Genomic DNA, 16,246 nt, shown 5'->3' with positions numbered 1-16,246 from the left:
GCCTATGCCGGAATCTCTCCCACAGAAACCACCGAAGAGCCAAAAAAGGGCAACACTCTCAATTTGAAAGCGTCACCCTTAAAGCTCCCAAAGAGCTTTTGTATTGCAGGAAGATACTCTACACTATCTTCCCTTGATTGGCGGGTCGAAACAGACACCATTGTGATTTCAAGCAGAAAGCGTTATATTAAGTATGCATTTGCACGTGGTGTTCGCACTATACGCTCAGATGCCATAGTTTACAAAGATGGCCTTCTTCATAGACGCTAGGTGGGATTACTCACTAGTAGCCGATATGTCGAAGGCCTTCTTGTACTTAAGGAAATCATACATTCTAATAAGCCGTTTCAGCTCGCTATTACCGTGGATTATCTTGCGATCGTCCATGATGAGCGCCCTCAGATATTCAAGCAACTTATTTAGATCGATCTCATCTTCTTCAAGTAGCACAAGCTTTTTAAATGCTTCCTCAAAGCCTTCGTTAGCTATAACAGACTGAACCGAGTGTCTAATTCCCGAATGATGATAGCTACCTTTTGCCTTTCGTAGGCTGTTGTTTAGAAAAGCATCTAAATCCTTCTTCTCATCTATTTCCTTTAGCATCCTTGGATTAAGAACTTCCCCTGAATACGCGCTTAAATACTTATACATGGGCAAACCACCCGAGTTAGAAGCAAGAAGCGAAGGAAGGTATTCCTCGACGGCAAGCTTAGGAGCAACATGTTCGTCATCAAACACAACATCACGATATAGAAGTTCGGCTTTGACCATATGCCCGTGCCCTAAAGAAGCATTCGCAACACCGATACCCAGCACAAGATGCTGTCCCTCCGGAAGTCTCTCGAGGTCGCTAAAACTCGCTTCAACTACCAGAGAGTCATTCGGATCGCCCTCATCAGCCAAGGCGTAGATGCTCCTGCGAAGCTCACGAATGATCCTGGGCGAGAAGGAGCATTTGGATTGTCCAATTGCTTCATACACTGCACCAAAATCGTTCGTCCTAATCTCGGTCATGCTTATCTCGCCAATACCTGGAAAGGTAAACGAATGAGTTGAGGTTGCGTTTTCTCCCCTAGTAAGGAAGATAAAGCGCTTTCTAAGCAACGCAAGATTGTTAGAACCGAGGCAGCGCGAAATCGACATGAGGATAGCTTGGATATCGGGGTCGTTAAGGGAATAACCGATAAAAATAATTGGGTATTCCATAAAAATAGTTAACAACTTGGCAGCCAAGTAATCCTGTGTTTCGGCGAGTTTTGCGTAATCTGCCTCCTCAAGAACCATAGATTCAGGATTATCCATAGAACCGTGGATCTTATAGATTTCACCCATTTCAAAAGTTCTGTGAAAGACGAGATCGTCTTGGCCAACAAAAACTTTAAACTCGGGAAATAGCGACTCCAGGAGACAGTCATAGTTGGTTGTTATAACTCCAGAGATACGCCGCCTGCCAACCTCTCTCAAGATATCAAGCTCATGCGTCATATATTCAGGTTTGAACGAGGATAACCTCTCGGCCGCCATGATCTTTAAAATAGATTTACGCTGACGAATGTCCTCTACATGATCGTTTCTAAAAGAAGCGAAGCGAGGGTCCTCAAGAACAGCTATGCGCATATCCTTATCAAGCATCGTCGCGGCAGAGGGCAATGCGCTATTGTCAGACTCATCTGGACAACGTGCCAGGTACGAGTCAAGCCGAAAGGGATCATCGGAAAGACGGGAACAGAGGTGCCTTAACAAACCAACCCAATCGTCGGTACCCATGTATCTACGGGAAAAGCCCGAGCCGACGAATAAATATGGGCTACGCCCCACCCCATTTATCAAACGTACAACGCTTTCTACAATGTCATCTCTTCCGACTTCCATCTAGCGCCTCCAAACAAGCTACTTCCATAAGTATAGAACATATGTTTGGATTTTACTAGAATTGCAAGACTTCATCGGAGACAAAGCTGCTCGACAATTGAAAATTCGAACCGCACAGGTGACCCAATATTTAGCAGTGTTCCGACGAGCAAATAATCATTTCGCGCCTCAGGCAATCTAGCGCAGCGGCATCAGTTAGAACGCCATGACTCTCTAGGAGTTCGATAAGTTGAGCGAAAGTCTAAAATTCCATCGCCAAAGTAACTCCTAAAATCAAAGGGCCGTTGCCGATAACAACCAAACAACGACCCTCCTTTGTCATCGCCTCACGTAGAGCCCACGACAACTGCATCACTAACTGGATGTTAACCTAGATGCGCAGTAATTGCGCATCCAAAAAAGTTAATCATGTAGCAAATACTCTTCGCGTTGAAACTAATGCGAAGCATTTTCGCGTCCGTGCACGAGAATGCGCAATCAATATGCGGAAAGGCAAAGATGATTCACCTAGCTAACAACCATCCAGTCACTACCGACAGTACTCGAAATCTTCGAGGAATCGCCGATGCACACGATGGTCGCCGAAGCGCCGGGCACATACTTGGCCTCAAGAACGGAAACACCTTGCTCCTTAAGCCTTAAGGTCGTCTCGGTTATCTGGGTTTTATTCACATCATTTTTGCTGACCAGTTTAACGCCATTGCCATCATTTTCATTCAGGCAGGATACAACCGTATTGTAATCGGCCCAATAACAGTACTCCCCAGAAAGCCATCCAAGCTCAGTGGCGCATATCGATCCAGTCGCAGAAACCGTCTTTGGAAGCAATCCGTAGCGCTGCCTTTCCTCAAATTCAAGAACATCGCAAAATACGCGATTAGCATTAAGTAATCTCGTTCCACAATAGTCCCCGTAAAACGGCGCAAAATGATTGCGGATAGTCCGCGACAACATACAGTAATCGTAGGTGTAGTAACACTTGAAGATTCGTAGGGCGTCTCCCCCTGCCCCTTCGGCAGAACGGGCGAATTCAACAAGAAACTGGTCCCACATGCGCTCAATATAGGGAATTGCGAGTTTAACGCTATCCATATCAGACAAAGGAGCATCGCTCGTCTGCTGCATTATTCCAGTGGTTTTTGCCAAATGGAAATGAGCTGCCATGCGCTCGATCGTTCGGATAAACTCGGGCCGATTCCCGTCCTCAATCGCCATAATTGCAAAGAAAACACTTCTCAACAGAAGATCACTTGAAAATCGCTGAGGTAAGAGATCGCCATATTCGCGCTCGTATGAGAAGAGCCTGGCCTCACCCGTATCGATTGAAGAGTAACCAAATACGGAGTCCGAAGGAACGACATATGATGGAGCGGCATTTGAGTACACACGGCTAAACTTAATTTGATAACGCTTAAAAAAGGTTGAAATCCAAAAGGTCACAACACCAAATAATGCCAGCTCAAACTCAAAGGCAATACTCGAAGTATCAAGCACATCTAGCCCCTGGCCTCCGAGATAGCCATCGATAACAAAGTGATCGAATGCGACGGACAGCAAAAGAGACATGAACGCCTCGAATGAGAAAGGAAGAGTCCGGTACCGCAATTTACCCCTTGCATGCTTGATTACCCCAAGAAACAACCAATAGAAAAGGGTAGGCATGTATCGCAGCGAAGGACCTGGAACTGAAAACGCATCGCAAATCGCAGCCATAATAAACACCGGGAGCTGGCAACAAATTGTTGGAGCGAGAATTCGGTAGGCAACGTTCAGCCTGCCCGACTCATCGGAGGGATACAGTTCTTCGACGGTGTATTGCCCTCCGATCGCCAAGGGCCCAGCAAAGCGGACAAGCTGAACGCTCGACAAACCGATAAAGACATAAAAGACAATCCAATGAATAGTGACCGATTCCACCTGTAAACAATCTCCTCAGGTCATACGCTTGCGATTAATTGTAGATAGACAGAATTGAACAGGAAGCAACAATATTTGAAACTGTTGTTTTGCGCACCCCGGATCAACCAACATACCCCAGAAAGGTCGCTGATGTTGACTGGGGTTCCCGTAAAACCCCAACAAAAAATGTGCGGAGTGCCGGCCTGAAACTGCCTTCGGACCCTATTGGCTGCACACCGAGAGGCTCCGCTATGAAACGCCCCCTTTACCACCCGCTCTGTGCGACCGCGTGCACGTCCATGGTCAACGCGACGATGCCTATGGCAGCCATTGCAGAGGGGGTTCAGCCTCAGAAGGCCGCCGAGCAGCAGGCGCAAGCCGTGAGGTCGAGCTCAGCGTTGCTTTTGAATGCAGAAAAACGAGTCCGAACGCAGCGGCGTCCGGTCCTCTTGGCAGGTCCCATCTTGGGTTGATGTCCACAAAACTAGCCCTTGCGGTCGGTTAAACAAGTTTCAACAGCCTTTGATACTCTCCGGGATCACGCATACGCATAATATCCATGTATGTTCTGCTTTTTGCGACCATGATATCGTCGAACTTGGATAGGCCGTGCCCGCTCGCTCTTGTGACAACCATGCGGTCGTCGCAAAAATATGAAAGGAAGGTGTCCTTGCCGGGATGGTGTATCCGTCGGACGTCGAGCACGTTCCGGAAGTCATAGTAAAGTGCGGCGTTGGCGGTTTCCTCAAGTTCAGGCAGTCTGTCGATGCCTTCAAAGCGGCAAGGATAAATTAGCAGCAAGTTTTTCGAATGACTGATTGAGCGAAGAAGTCCTCGGGCCTCACGGTCTTCTTCGCTCAATTGTTTATTACTCTCAGTTTTTAGAAGCTCGTCAAGCTTGGCGAGGCTGTAATCCCTGAGAATTGCATGCAGGCGTAAGCCTCTCTGTTCTTTTACATGACTTCTGCAAAGTTGTTCTAAAGTTATTCCGCGGTCTGAAACTCGCCTTGACGAAGTGAGACTTACGGCGCGCATCATGGATTTTCCGAAGATGAGCTTGAAATCTAACTGATACGCGTCTGATACCGCATCACACTCCCCATTTGCCTCGGATACGGGCGCATGAAACTCCGCACCTCTGGTCAGTTCCTTGAAAGCGTTAGAGTGGTTGATGGGCTCGCGCGTCCATTCCTCGTATGTATATAACGGACGCCCAGAATAGTCTTGCATGAGGTCCTTAACAAACAATTCTGGGGTAATCATTGCGGATTTAAGTCTCTCGGCTCCGGGAACGGCTTCAATAAGCCTCTTATCTATCACTGTGGCCTCCTCTTTGCGGTAGTTTTACGGATGTTGACGGAAGCCGTTCCAGCAGGGTACGCCAAAGTTGGCCGAGCGAGCGGCCCGTCCTGGCTCGGAAGGGTCCGTGCCTTCGCCTAGAATACGCGCACCATGGCGCGTTCAGGCCGCTTTCGGGGTTATCCTGGCCGTTTCCATGGCAACCTCGCGCTACTTCTCGGAGAGGAAGATGGCCGAGTTGCACGACGCGGCGCTGCGAAGGGGAGCATCGTGCTGTCATGACTGGGCCGAGCTGGAAAAGACTGCCGGGAAGATGGTCGAATCCAGCCTTGAGCTTGCCGACAGAGTGGAGTCGGCCTAGGATATCGATAGATTCCGGATCCTGGACACAGGGGCCAAGGAGTCCATTACACCAACTTTCGCGACACTACCGTTCTTGTCATATCATTCTGATGTTCGGCTCGAGTTTCAGAGACATCGTGCCACGACGACGTGAGGGCACATCAATTATTACCTAGTGATCGGAATTGGCCGATATCGATTAAGTATTTATGGCTATGAATGATCTGGCGTTAAAACTATCGTCTACCGAGCACTCAAGCGTTTAATCTTCCTGTAAATCTTAGACTCATCGGGGGCAATCGGATCATTGGGAAACGCCTTTTGGGCTCTCGCTACGTAGGAAAGAAAGTTCCCGTAGCGGAAAAATGCAGAAGAGTCGGAGCCAGCCGATGGGCACAACCCTCTCCCCTTAATACCAAGCGGCGAATAATGTTGATACAGAGCGGAGACGCGCTTTTTTGATGCGTGCCTTCCCTCCCCCTGATTAGAACGCGCAATCGCACTGGCTGCCTCACGGAGACGCTTATGGTACCTTCCAACCGTAGACTGTCGAAGTCTTACAACGCGCCCGTCAAAGTCAAACCCCAAGAAGCTAACTTTCTGTGCCGGATGTGCACCGGAGTACGAAAGGACCTTACCCGTACGAACGCTTTCAAAATCAAGCTGAGCAACCCCGCTGCTATCAACCCGGAACGCTTTGGTTTTCTCAGGCTGCAGTTTAACGGAATCAACATCGGTCATTAGATTGATTGCCTCTACAAGTGCATCAAAGCCAGATTTTGGAACGGCAACAATAAAGTCATCGCAATAACGAAGATACAAGCCACCAACCCGTTCAACGGCAAGCCTGACTTTCATATCGATATCGGCCATATAGATGTTAGCGAGCACTCCACTTGCAGCAAGACCCTGAGGAATGCCGAGATCAATACCCGTTCGCCGCCACGGCCTGGTGATGACTTTACTTTTGTTTGCAAGAAACTCAGACCTTGGCAAGATAACATCCAGCTTATTAAGTTCACGAATAGACTTGAACCGAAGTTCGATAGCCGCTTCATTGATCATTTTCTCCCGAGTAGGATCGATTACTGGCCATGGAAATTCATGTCGAGCAGCCAAATCAGCAATAGGCCAGCACGAATAGCGAAGGATATTTTTAATAACTTGATAGTGATCGTCCGGCAAGCGTCCACTGGGAAACAACGAACGCAACGACGCTATTAGATGGGCATGATTTAGGTTGTCGAAGAAGCTCTCGAAATCACCCGTAAGCACAAAAGCCGAATCTTGCTCACGCATATAGTCGAATGCCTTTTTAGCTGAGGAAATATTGCTGCCAGCAGTTACGGCGCTGTCTGATGAAAGCGAAGAGCGGTACGCTACGGCAACCTCATTAAACTCTTCGGCAATAGCCTTCTTGTTATATAAGTCCGACCACAGATGAGAGTAGTACTGGAAGACGCGGTGATCGAAATGCGAGGCATAAGCGATATTGCGAACTTTGCAGCTTCGCTTACCTCCACGATACCGAACAGTAATGATCTCGTTGGAAATAAGAGGGTAGAACGCATGATGAGAAACGTACCCTGAATCTAAAATTTTTGCCTGAACTTCGGCAAAAGAGGCCCTATGATCGAAATGAGCATATGAACTTTTGGAACTATATCGAGGAATACGAGTGATATCGAACTCGGCCAAAATACCCCCAAATAAATCAACCTGTCCGGATCAACAAGCGGCGGCTAACCCTCCCCGGACAGGCTAATCAAAGGCGCAGCAAGTGCAACCAACGCTTTCGCGGCCACCTAAAACAATGCTTGCCTATGGCATACTAGACGAAAGCGAGGAATTGGTACTTATGACCATCGAGGCTCTTATCCATCTAGCAGCAGGCAACGCTGGTGTCAATGTTGCGAACGTCGGAATTTCGTCGTTTGCGATATTGACGGCAGTAGCGTACCCCATCGCCAGTTCGCGATGGGCAGTTAGCTTTATTCCCCATTCTTGCTTTGCTTAAACAGGTTATAAGAAATCGGCTCATGCAGTTAACAGCGCCTTGATGCACACCCAATTGTCTTGACGGCGGTCGCATCGAAAATGCTGGTGCGCCTCTACGGATACAAGGACTCCTCCATCTAATGCATGCACGCTAATGCATGCACACGGTCCGCGAGACAATATCGCCGACAAGACCGTGAAAATCCCGATGTGCATAATCCAGGAGTTTGGATGCACAGACGGGTGGATTGTCATTGTTCAGATTGGTCGCTTCGCGCTCCTCGCCGACGGGCACATCGTTGAGGGCAAAGACATCAGCGCACAGCGAGGCCGAGGACCAACTCCCTCCCCCTCCCCCCAACATTCCCCAGAAAGCTCGCTGATGTTGACTGGCGTTCCCGTAAAATTAACCCCAATAAAATATGTGCGGAGTGCTGGCCTGGAGCTGCCTTCGGACCCTATTGGCTGCTCACCGAGAGGCTCCGCTATGAAACGACCCCTTTACTACCTGCTCTGCGCAATCGCGTGCACGTCCATGGCCGGCGCGACGATGCCTATGGCAGCCATTGCGGAAGCCATCCAGCCTCGAGCAACAGCCGAGCAGCAGGCGCAAGCCGACGCCACGAGCAGCGGCACAGGCAAGGTCGAAGACGGCACCGACACAAATGCGACAGCAGATACCGTAGAGGACAGCCCCGCGACATCCACCGACACCAGCGCAGTCAACACGGAAAGCGCCGACGCCACCAATGCTGGCACCGCCGCCGCAACCGGCACCCCCACCCCATCCATCCTCGCCCAAGCCACCCCCACGCCCGAGGCAATCCCCACCACGTCACAAACCGGCTACGCCAACAGCACCACGGCAACCCAAAACGGCGTCACCTTCACCGTCTCGTGGAACGATGCCCCCGCGGGCTCCGCGACGACCTTCCACGTAACCCAAGCCAACGGCTCGTCCCAGGCCAAGGCGCGCATGGACGTGCCCACCTATTGGGACGGCGGCAGCCAGGAAAGCGTCTGCGACCCGTCGCGCCCGGCATGGGCCAGCTACTACAGCCTGGGCACCGCGGGCCACGACTTTACCTTTGACTTCACGGCGTCGGGCACGTACCGCATCCACTTCTACTTTATGGACAACGACAGAAACGACCCCAAAACGACAAGGGGATCTACTACCTGCGCACCACGGCGGAGGTGACCGTAAACGACGCCGCCCGCCCAAGCGTCACGCAGATCGTCAACAACGCCGTGGACCTGTGCAGGCAAGAGACAAACGGCTCGGAATACGACATGGCGCTTTGGCTCCACGACTGGACGCTCGACCAGCTGGAGTACGACCACAACCTCAACTGGTGCTCGGCCGAAAGCGGCCTCACGCGCCACCAGGACACCTGCGAGAGCTACCAGTGCATCTACTTGAGTTAGTCCAAAGGTTTATAAATAACGTCAGTCTCCAGAACTGCATCCATTACGGACATGAGCCGATCGTCCATCGGCACGTCAAGAATCTCAATGAGCTCTATCCCCGGTTTCAAAAATTTGGCATAGCCGAGAGTAATTTCGATTTTCTCATCCTTATTATTTATAAGAAGCACATGAGACGATGAAGAAAATAGATTCAAACCGCCTTTAGGCTCAAGCGTGAACGTTATCCAGTCATTAGACGAAAGTAGTCCCAGCGAATCCATGGCGACGATAGATTCAAATGAAATTGTGCCCCCATTGTATGTCCAAGAATCATCTTCTGAGGTTTTAAGGAGAACCGGGATTGGAGTAAGTACCGAATTGGGCCCCACTTTCGCCCATAGACAGCACCGAAGAATTGAAAACAGCTGATTCGCTTCTTCCGAATCCATTTGTTCGAGTATTTTCTTCGTTCTTTTAGAGCGCGCGCGACCTGATGATACTTCCTGCGAAATCAATTTTGCCCATATTTCCCTCAGATCATCGTCATAGGCTGTCTGAGCTCCCTGAATGTCAAGATCAATGCAGGACTCCGGCAGTTCATCAACTCTATTCGAATCTGACATTCTTCCCGCGCGCTCAAGAACATTTAGCAAATTATCTGCCTGAGAAGCGCTCGTGTTATAACCATGGGCCATTAAACATAGCTGGCCATCAGTAAAAGTCGGAAACGCCCGTTTATAGATTGCAACAACATCCGCTATAGAACTCGCTTCGATACTCCGCATCTCCGCCTCGTCACGCGCGGCCCCAATGGGGTTAAGAGCCTTACGTGCGTTACGAATAAACCGCGCAGGGAACGACGCAAGATCACCGCGTCCATTAAAGCCTAGGTTAACAGTTGGTTGAAAGGACACGTCATTTGTCGAAATATTTACAGCGCCCGCCTGGGCATTAGCTTTGATATCGTTATTTTGCAAGTCATTCATTGCGTCTCCCCTCATCAGGTAATAAGCGCTCACGCCTGAATTCCACTCATTCCCGTAAGCAACAAATAAGCAGTTAGTTTTGAATACTTCTATACAATTACACAATTATCGAAATGCGTAAAACTATGATTCATCTGAACGTACGCACTAAAGATGTTAACGCACTTTGTAGGTTGATTTCCGATCTCAGCCGAACACATTGAGCTGACGGCACGCTCCCGCAGTTAGCCGAACGCCCCCTAGGCCCCATCCGGGAACCGGGGGCGACATTTTCCCAGTTGAAGGAACGGTGGAAATGTGTTTGATAGGTCCGGTGGTCATGCTCCGCCCGCCGCCCGGCACCTCTTCCCAGACTCAGCCGGACGGTCGGTCCGTCTATTCCGTTTTTCTTCTAGGCTAGGCCAGCCAGTGGGGCATCGCCCCTCTCTGCGCGTGCCCCCTCGATGAGCCGCGGCGTCAGGTCGAGATCGCCGAGCGGCACGTCCCCCACGCCGCAGGCGTCCAGCAACGCCACCGCGTCCTCCCCGAGCATCGCCCTGAAGGCGCGCGCGGGCGCCGCGAAGCCAAGCGCGCCGCGGGGCTCGGAGTTCACGTGCGACATGGCCAGCGCCAGGTCGGCCATGACCAGACGGAAGGCCGTGGCGTGCATGTTGAAGACGATCCACGCGCGGAAATCGCGCGAGGCATGCGGCAGGAAGGCCGGGGGTGGTGGCGGACAAGTTGGAGTCGATGCAACTCGGAGCGGCCGCGAGGACGGTGCGCGACGGGTTCGCCGAGACGCTGGCCTACACGGAATTCCCGCCCGATCACTGGCGCCGGATCAGGACGAACAACGGGATCGAGCGCATCAATCGCGAGATCAGGAGGAGGACGAGGGTCGTCGGAACCTTCCCGGACGGCAACTCGGTCCTCATGCTGGTCACTGCGAGGCTGAAGTACATAGTGGAGCACGAGTGGGGCAAGAGAAGGTACCTGGACATGTCCAAACTGGAGGAGATGGACGAGCTGAAGGAAACGGCGGAGGGCTAGAAGAGGGCGGGGCCGAAGACGGCTAAATCAATTTGCGAAAGAATCTTGACGGCATCATTTCATGCGCAAACAATGCAGGTATACCGTTTGACGACTTTTAAATAGCAGGATCCGTATAGCGGAAAGCCAAAGACTTTTAGAGCCATCGCGACTAAAAAGGGGCACCGGCCTTCGCCAATACCCCTCAAACCGACACGATACATGTCCCATAAGCAAATAGCCACCTGGCTATTTTCCACCCCTCGCGCTTACCAATGCGCGGCGCAGCGGACCCGGGAAGAAATAGGCATGATCATTGAACCAGAGACTAAGCTGATGCTTTTTACTAGAAGCACGCGGTCCCAAATACTCGTCAAGAACAGAATCGAAACCGCCTTTCTCATAATCGGCCCAAAACTCATCGGACCTGCCATTTGCGGGAAACACCGTCCTCAAAGGGGGGTTTCCCTTAACCGCCTCGCCAAGCTCTTTGTCAATCAAGTGGACACCGTCAACGGATTTAAGCAAACCCATTCCAGCATCAGAATTAACAAGAACAAGGCTAATACCGTCTTCGGTATTTCTATCAGCGCGCGACTCCGAAACGTAGCCCCAGAAATCTGCGAGCGTGATATCGCTCAATCGGTCAGTCCCCGTATAGAGACACGAATGGCAAGCATTTTGCGTAATGTAATCACCGAGGAAAGCTCGGAGATAATAGTCGTCCACAGTGCACCAAGAACGTCTATCCCCGTTTTCAAACAGCATTTCAAGGCTGAATACTGTCCACGAAGGATCTTTCTTCCTAAATCGCGCAGAAACAGCCTTACTTCCAGCCTCCCTCTCACGATAAGAAACATAGTCGCCCCAAACCCTGGGAGACGGAGCGCCATGGCAAAGAACATCTACCGTCATAAGATTCGCGGAAAGTCGGCCGCGCGCCAATCTGCGCATCGCATCGACCTGGCAGGAAGTTCCGGAAAACAGAACCCTCTCACCGCGTTTAAGCAAATCAAGACAGTCTGACAGGGCCGCATCAATACGACTCTGAACATACTTCGAACCGCGCATCTTGGCGATGACATCAATATCGTTAGAGACAATGTGCTCAACAATCATATCTTCATTCATGACCGCACCGCACACCCAGCCGCCTTGACGCACAAAGGCATCAGCAAGAAGCATAAACATACCGCCAGATGTTGCGGCCAAACGACGGCCCCGATCCTTGTCCCAGGCAGCCATCGTCTTTAAAGGCCTGTGTCGTGAGGTTGGCGAACCAACAACGGGACATGCCCTAGAGCAAGCGCCGCAACCAACGCATAGCCCATCATCAACCGCCGGCCGATAGAAGCCGCGCTCATCCTGTTCGAGATTCAAAGCTCCCCTAGCGCACGCTGCCACGCATGCCGAGCAACCAAGGCAATTATCTGAAGCTGGTAAACCAATTGTCTCTACATTACACACGTTAATGTCCTACTTTCAATGATTTCAAGAGAGTTTTAGCTATCCTGCGATACCTATATAGCGTGAACAGCATGAAGAGGAGGGAGCAGACGACAGAAACCAGAGTTGCGAATGCAAAACCAAATGAAATGAGGACACATTCAACAAGCAGCAGCCAGAGTCCAATGATCTGATATGGGATGTCAACATCAATGTTAATTAGTCTCTTTGTGTCATAAGCCCTCATGAGTGAAATCAAAACATAGGCAACAACACCAGCAATGATGGGCCCCCATGCCCCGATCGCAAAAGAGAGCAAAGCGCCAAGCACCACATTAACAAAAGCGCCAACCATAGTTGTCACAAATATCATGCCGTTGCTCTTAGCCGCGTTGTATAGAGTGCCGAAATAAGTCGAATATCCACTAATGACAGAACTGAGCATTAGAAAAGGAACGAAGACGTAAGCGGCAAAAAAATCACCGCTAAGCATAATGCGCGAAAGTGGAATGGTCAGTGCAATAACCAATGAACCAGCACACAAAAGGAATGCAGTAAAGACCTTAAAAACTGTTCCGAAGGAACTCCTAGAATCACTTGCATCGTATTCGCGTGCTGAGAAAATTTGCCACGACTGCTGGAAAATGGTAACAACCATATTCATCACCGCAGGCAACTTAGAAGCGGCTGTGTATAGTCCTGCGACATCGGCGCCTTGCGAGAACATAACGATATAACGACCGGAGAGATTAACAAACCACCAAGCCAGGGCGTTAGGAATCATTGGGAGGCTATAACGCAGCAGGTCTCGAGCCAGTGGTTTTGAAAATGCACCCATACTGGCAAAGCGCCAGACTTTGGCCCCAAAAAAGACAAGTAAAAGTTGAATGCCCTGCGACAGAATCAGCGCCAGCAGGTAGCCATTTACGCCCATGCCAAAGACGCCGAGGAAAAGGTAACCGGCACAGAACAACGTTAGTGCACCCAAAACCCCCGATGAGGCATAAAGTCGAGTCTTACCGATACCCTTGGAAAATTGAAGGCAAATCACTTTAAAGGAAGTAATAAAGCAGAGAATGACCAATTGCCATGTGTAATCAAAGCCAGTAAATGAATAGCCGAAAATTCCCGCAGCTGCCACAACTGGCAAAAGGAAAAGAGCGATACTGATACCCGTAGAGAATACGGCCTTATTATCGGAGTCCCGGTCGATTGAGAAACGAAACACGCCCTCATAGACACCGAGGCAGCAAAGGGGATAAAGCAATTCGGCAGTATTGTTTACAAGCTCACCAATACCGTATTGCTCAGTAGTAAGCAGTGCGGTATACATCGGAAGCAATAGGAACTGTATCAATTTCGTAAGCATGTTGCCGGCAGCAAAAACTGCAGCATCGCTTACAAGTGCCTTATAGCTTTTCTTCATTTATTACATTTCCTCAATAACGGATTTCAGACCATCATAATAATCGGCAGCGAAAGCAGGAGCGGAAACGCCATCCGGGAAGCGCTTCATGAAAGCGGACACAAGCCCTGGGACCTCCTCAAGATTGTCAGCAACAACAATCCCCTCATCCCCTGCATCTGTAAACCATTTGGCACCTGAGACAACCTTGTGATCATTGGTCTTAAGAACCACAACGGGCGTTCCGGCAATACGGGCAAATATCGTGCCATGATAACGATCGGTAACAATAACGCACTTTTGCGAATAAGATTCGATGACGCCCTCGATTCCGGTCCAAGCATCATGAGAGTCCAGATCGATACCATCCCATTTAACGGTGGTGTCAGTCCGAGAAACATCACAAAGACCGGAAAGAGCAGAAGCAAGCTTATCGATGGCCGCATAAGAGTACAGCTTCTCGCCATCGTTTCGAGCGCAAAGCAATACACCTTCGCGCTGGTTATCAAAGGAATATTTCCCAATCAATGAGGTCACAACGTCAGGATAAAGACGGACATCAAGTCGAGGATACAAATCTCGAGCAATCTGTGCAGAGACGGCATCCCTAGCCAAAAACAAAGTATTAACGTGTGACCCTATTGCCTTACGGTCCAATTCTTTACCACGTTTGCTGTTAAAACGAATTGAAGTCGGGAAAAAAACAATTCTGTTATCGGGAAAACAAGTTGAAGCAAGCCTATGCGGCGTCTCATCGTCGTGGAGTCCGTCCATCGTATGACCACTCTGCATGACAATCAGATCATTAGGGCGAATTAGATTCTGAATCATGCGGACAATCCTGCTGGTACCGGCGTTAAATGCCTTACTTGGAATTTTAATAATTTCAGCTTCCGAATAATTATTTTGGAGCCATTTTTCAATAACAAATTTTTGAGCTTGATCTCCCAAATTCGGGTGAGTGGGCACCCCAAAATACCAGATACGCATGCCGCTAGTCTTATCTAGTCTAGCCATTGAATCAACGAGCTCATTGTTCAGCTTGCGCATCGCAGGATAATGCATAGCAGTACGCACCGTAATCCCCACAGTGCGATTTACACCTTTTGCGATACCGGAAACAAAGGGGACGGACTTAATAGCCATTTTCAGCTTATTATTCATATTACATCCTAACTAAGAACTTATTTACTGTGGTAAACGATTAATTACAAGAGTGAATCGACGGGATCACGAAAAATGAGTTCACACGGCACAATTAAATACTTAGGGCTCAGTAAAACAGAGACATAAACCGCGACAAGTCAGCCGTATAAGGAACGATTCCATACCATTCAGGCCTAAATAATTGAACAACAACGAAATACATAACAGAAATCGCAATCAATGAGAACCGAACGAAACGCGTTTCTCCGTCATTAGCTGCCTTTAAAACGAGAGGCAAAGCAACAAGAACAAGAGGCGCGAAATAGTATCCGAATCGAGCAACAATTTGTACTTTCATACCGACGGCGGAAAAGACAAGCCAGAGCAGTTCACCCCAGCGCAAGGCAAGGCTGACGGACTTACCTTGAGCCACGCCCTCAGCGCGGTCAGCAACTTTTAGATAATTAAAAAATATGCCGACGAGCAGGGCATTAAATAGAAGTGAAATTAGAGCGCCAAAATAGTTTGACCCCATAAAGTCCGCATCATAAAAACTATTTTTGCCCAGGACTGCCGCGACCGCGTTAAGGAGTGGATTGACAAATAGAAAGCTGAATATAGCTCCAATTATAAGAACTGTCATGCTCATTAAGTTAATTTCAACCTTGCTGAGAGGGATGAGAGCAAACAGCACGAGAGCGGACCTATGGAATGAGGCGGCAAGGAACACGAGTAGAATAAATACAGGAACCTTACGATCCCTAAGTACAATTATTGCAAGCATACCGATTGCAATAGCAATTGCCTCGCGCATGATGTTCAGATAACTCGGAAACAGCAGGCACAAAAATAGCACAGTGGGCAAAATAGGCTCATCAGCGAGCTTAAAAATAAATAATGCAGTGCAGAGACATATAACCGCACTTGATGCTACGAGAAGAATCTGAAAATCACCGCTGATGAGTGAAAGAACCTTGCAAAATAATAGGAAACCGTACTCAAATCTGTCTGTCATCTCAACAAGAGAAGAGAACGGCAAACGAGAGGCACTTAAAAACGCTCTACAGTGCATTTCAGTATCAATACCAACTGAACTTGATCGCACTGAAGCAACAAAGAAAATTGCTGAAAAAGTGACTAAAAGATAGGTCTTTTTAAAGGAAGCGGAACGTTCAGGCCGTAATACAAAACCAAAAACTACCGCAAAGACAATAAGCTGCAAATATACCAACATTTAGATAGTCACCCTACTCCTTAGGTGCGGGCTGCGACATATCTACATTGTTTTTAATAACTACTCTATACATCCATTTCCCTCAATGCATCTCAATAAGAGAATTACCTTCATCAGCAATACTTTGCAGGTTCCGAGTTCAACCAATCGACTAAATTGAATCCTTGTGTAAAGCGATCCGTATCATTAGTTATTTCCCCC

General features: G+C 49.2%; 14 protein-coding genes and 1 pseudogene. 5 read left to right on the top strand and 10 right to left on the bottom strand.

Annotated elements, in window-relative coordinates; all coding sequences use genetic code 11:
- Positions 1–270: hypothetical protein (locus tag DW037_RS10805; protein WP_233542350.1), on the top strand; the 270-nt coding region annotated here is incomplete at its 5' end.
- Between the two features lie 6 nt (positions 271–276).
- On the opposite strand, the gene DW037_RS09470 is transcribed toward DW037_RS10805, so the two are convergent.
- From DW037_RS09470 to DW037_RS09455, 3 genes are all read right to left on the bottom strand, one after another.
- On the bottom strand, positions 277–1,872 hold the full coding sequence (locus tag DW037_RS09470; protein ID WP_117769578.1) for an SIR2 family protein: 1,596 nt from the start codon (positions 1,870–1,872) through the stop codon (positions 277–279).
- A gap of 507 nt (positions 1,873–2,379) precedes the next feature.
- A complete protein-coding gene (locus tag DW037_RS09465; protein ID WP_117635106.1) occupies positions 2,380–3,789 on the bottom strand; it encodes a hypothetical protein in 1,410 nt (469 codons plus the stop codon).
- Positions 3,790–4,272: 483 nt separating this feature from the next.
- Positions 4,273–5,091: a hypothetical protein gene (locus DW037_RS09455; RefSeq protein ID WP_118373224.1), complete on the bottom strand. Its 819-nt coding sequence runs from the start codon at positions 5,089–5,091 to the stop codon at positions 4,273–4,275.
- A gap of 208 nt (positions 5,092–5,299) precedes the next feature.
- Between DW037_RS09455 and DW037_RS10850 the strand changes: the two genes are divergently transcribed.
- A complete protein-coding gene (locus tag DW037_RS10850; RefSeq protein ID WP_255413169.1) occupies positions 5,300–5,431 on the top strand; it encodes a hypothetical protein in 132 nt (43 codons plus the stop codon).
- A 224-nt stretch (positions 5,432–5,655) separates the two neighbouring features.
- Here the strand turns inward: DW037_RS10850 and DW037_RS09450 are convergent, their stop codons facing one another.
- Positions 5,656–7,110 (bottom strand): reverse transcriptase domain-containing protein, encoded by a 1,455-nt coding sequence (locus DW037_RS09450; protein ID WP_147352025.1) that lies wholly within the window; start codon positions 7,108–7,110, stop codon positions 5,656–5,658.
- 787 nt (positions 7,111–7,897) lie between these two features.
- Here DW037_RS09450 and DW037_RS09445 point away from each other — a divergent pair.
- A complete protein-coding gene (locus DW037_RS09445) occupies positions 7,898–8,611 on the top strand; it encodes a hypothetical protein (RefSeq protein WP_147352024.1) in 714 nt (237 codons plus the stop codon).
- Positions 8,608–8,838 carry a hypothetical protein gene (locus tag DW037_RS09440; RefSeq protein ID WP_118373221.1) on the top strand — a complete coding sequence of 77 codons (231 nt, stop codon included), beginning with the start codon at positions 8,608–8,610 and terminating at the stop codon, positions 8,836–8,838. The genes DW037_RS09445 and DW037_RS09440 overlap by 4 nt, the downstream gene beginning before the upstream one ends.
- Here the strand turns inward: DW037_RS09440 and DW037_RS09435 are convergent.
- Both DW037_RS09435 and DW037_RS09430 read right to left on the bottom strand, forming a co-directional pair.
- Positions 8,835–9,806: a DUF2806 domain-containing protein gene (locus tag DW037_RS09435; protein ID WP_158571980.1), complete on the bottom strand. Its 972-nt coding sequence runs from the start codon at positions 9,804–9,806 to the stop codon at positions 8,835–8,837. The two genes, DW037_RS09440 and DW037_RS09435, sit on opposite strands and share 4 nt — an antisense overlap.
- Before the next feature lie 391 nt (positions 9,807–10,197).
- The gene (locus tag DW037_RS09430) at positions 10,198–10,455 is read right to left on the bottom strand and encodes a hypothetical protein (RefSeq protein WP_199577060.1); all 258 of its coding nucleotides are present in this window, start codon (positions 10,453–10,455) and stop codon (positions 10,198–10,200) included.
- Positions 10,456–10,511: 56 nt separating this feature from the next.
- Between DW037_RS09430 and DW037_RS10910 the strand changes: the two are divergent.
- A pseudogene (locus DW037_RS10910) lies at positions 10,512–10,701 on the top strand (transposase); the annotation flags it as partial.
- 362 nt (positions 10,702–11,063) lie between these two features.
- On the opposite strand, the gene DW037_RS09420 reads toward DW037_RS10910, so the two are convergent.
- The 4 genes from DW037_RS09420 to DW037_RS09405 all read right to left on the bottom strand — a co-directional run bounded on the left by DW037_RS09420 (position 11,064) and on the right by DW037_RS09405 (position 16,045).
- Positions 11,064–12,281: a Coenzyme F420 hydrogenase/dehydrogenase, beta subunit C-terminal domain gene (locus DW037_RS09420; RefSeq protein WP_118373218.1), complete on the bottom strand. Its 1,218-nt coding sequence runs from the start codon at positions 12,279–12,281 to the stop codon at positions 11,064–11,066.
- 1 nt (position 12,282) lies between these two features.
- On the bottom strand, positions 12,283–13,686 hold the full coding sequence (locus tag DW037_RS09415) for a lipopolysaccharide biosynthesis protein (protein WP_118373217.1): 1,404 nt from the start codon (positions 13,684–13,686) through the stop codon (positions 12,283–12,285).
- Between the two features lie 3 nt (positions 13,687–13,689).
- On the bottom strand, positions 13,690–14,829 hold the full coding sequence (locus tag DW037_RS09410) for a polysaccharide pyruvyl transferase family protein (RefSeq protein ID WP_117765767.1): 1,140 nt from the start codon (positions 14,827–14,829) through the stop codon (positions 13,690–13,692).
- A 109-nt stretch (positions 14,830–14,938) separates the two neighbouring features.
- Positions 14,939–16,045 (bottom strand): EpsG family protein, encoded by a 1,107-nt coding sequence (locus DW037_RS09405; RefSeq protein ID WP_118373216.1) that lies wholly within the window; start codon positions 16,043–16,045, stop codon positions 14,939–14,941.
- Positions 16,046–16,246 lie beyond the last annotated feature (201 nt).

The organism is Collinsella sp. AF39-11AT (assembly GCF_003474585.1).
GTDB lineage: Bacteria > Actinomycetota > Coriobacteriia > Coriobacteriales > Coriobacteriaceae > Collinsella.
The sequence above is the reverse complement of the archived record's forward strand: the minus strand, read 5'-3'. Positions and strand labels throughout refer to the sequence as shown.

What these genes read in the sequence shown, in the direction of transcription:
- DW037_RS09470 (WP_117769578.1), bottom strand. Translation starts at nt 1,872, where the DNA reads ATGGAAGTCGGAAGAGATGACATTGTAGAAAGCGTTGTACGTTTGATA.
- DW037_RS10850 (WP_255413169.1), top strand. Translation starts at nt 5,300, where the DNA reads ATGGCCGAGTTGCACGACGCGGCGCTGCGAAGGGGAGCATCGTGCTGT.
- DW037_RS09445 (WP_147352024.1), top strand. Translation starts at nt 7,898, where the DNA reads ATGAAACGACCCCTTTACTACCTGCTCTGCGCAATCGCGTGCACGTCC.
- DW037_RS09435 (WP_158571980.1), bottom strand. Translation starts at nt 9,806, where the DNA reads ATGAATGACTTGCAAAATAACGATATCAAAGCTAATGCCCAGGCGGGC.
- DW037_RS09430 (WP_199577060.1), bottom strand. Translation starts at nt 10,455, where the DNA reads ATGCACGCCACGGCCTTCCGTCTGGTCATGGCCGACCTGGCGCTGGCC.
- DW037_RS09415 (WP_118373217.1), bottom strand. Translation starts at nt 13,686, where the DNA reads ATGAAGAAAAGCTATAAGGCACTTGTAAGCGATGCTGCAGTTTTTGCT.
- DW037_RS09410 (WP_117765767.1), bottom strand. Translation starts at nt 14,829, where the DNA reads ATGAATAATAAGCTGAAAATGGCTATTAAGTCCGTCCCCTTTGTTTCC.
- DW037_RS09405 (WP_118373216.1), bottom strand. Translation starts at nt 16,045, where the DNA reads ATGTTGGTATATTTGCAGCTTATTGTCTTTGCGGTAGTTTTTGGTTTT.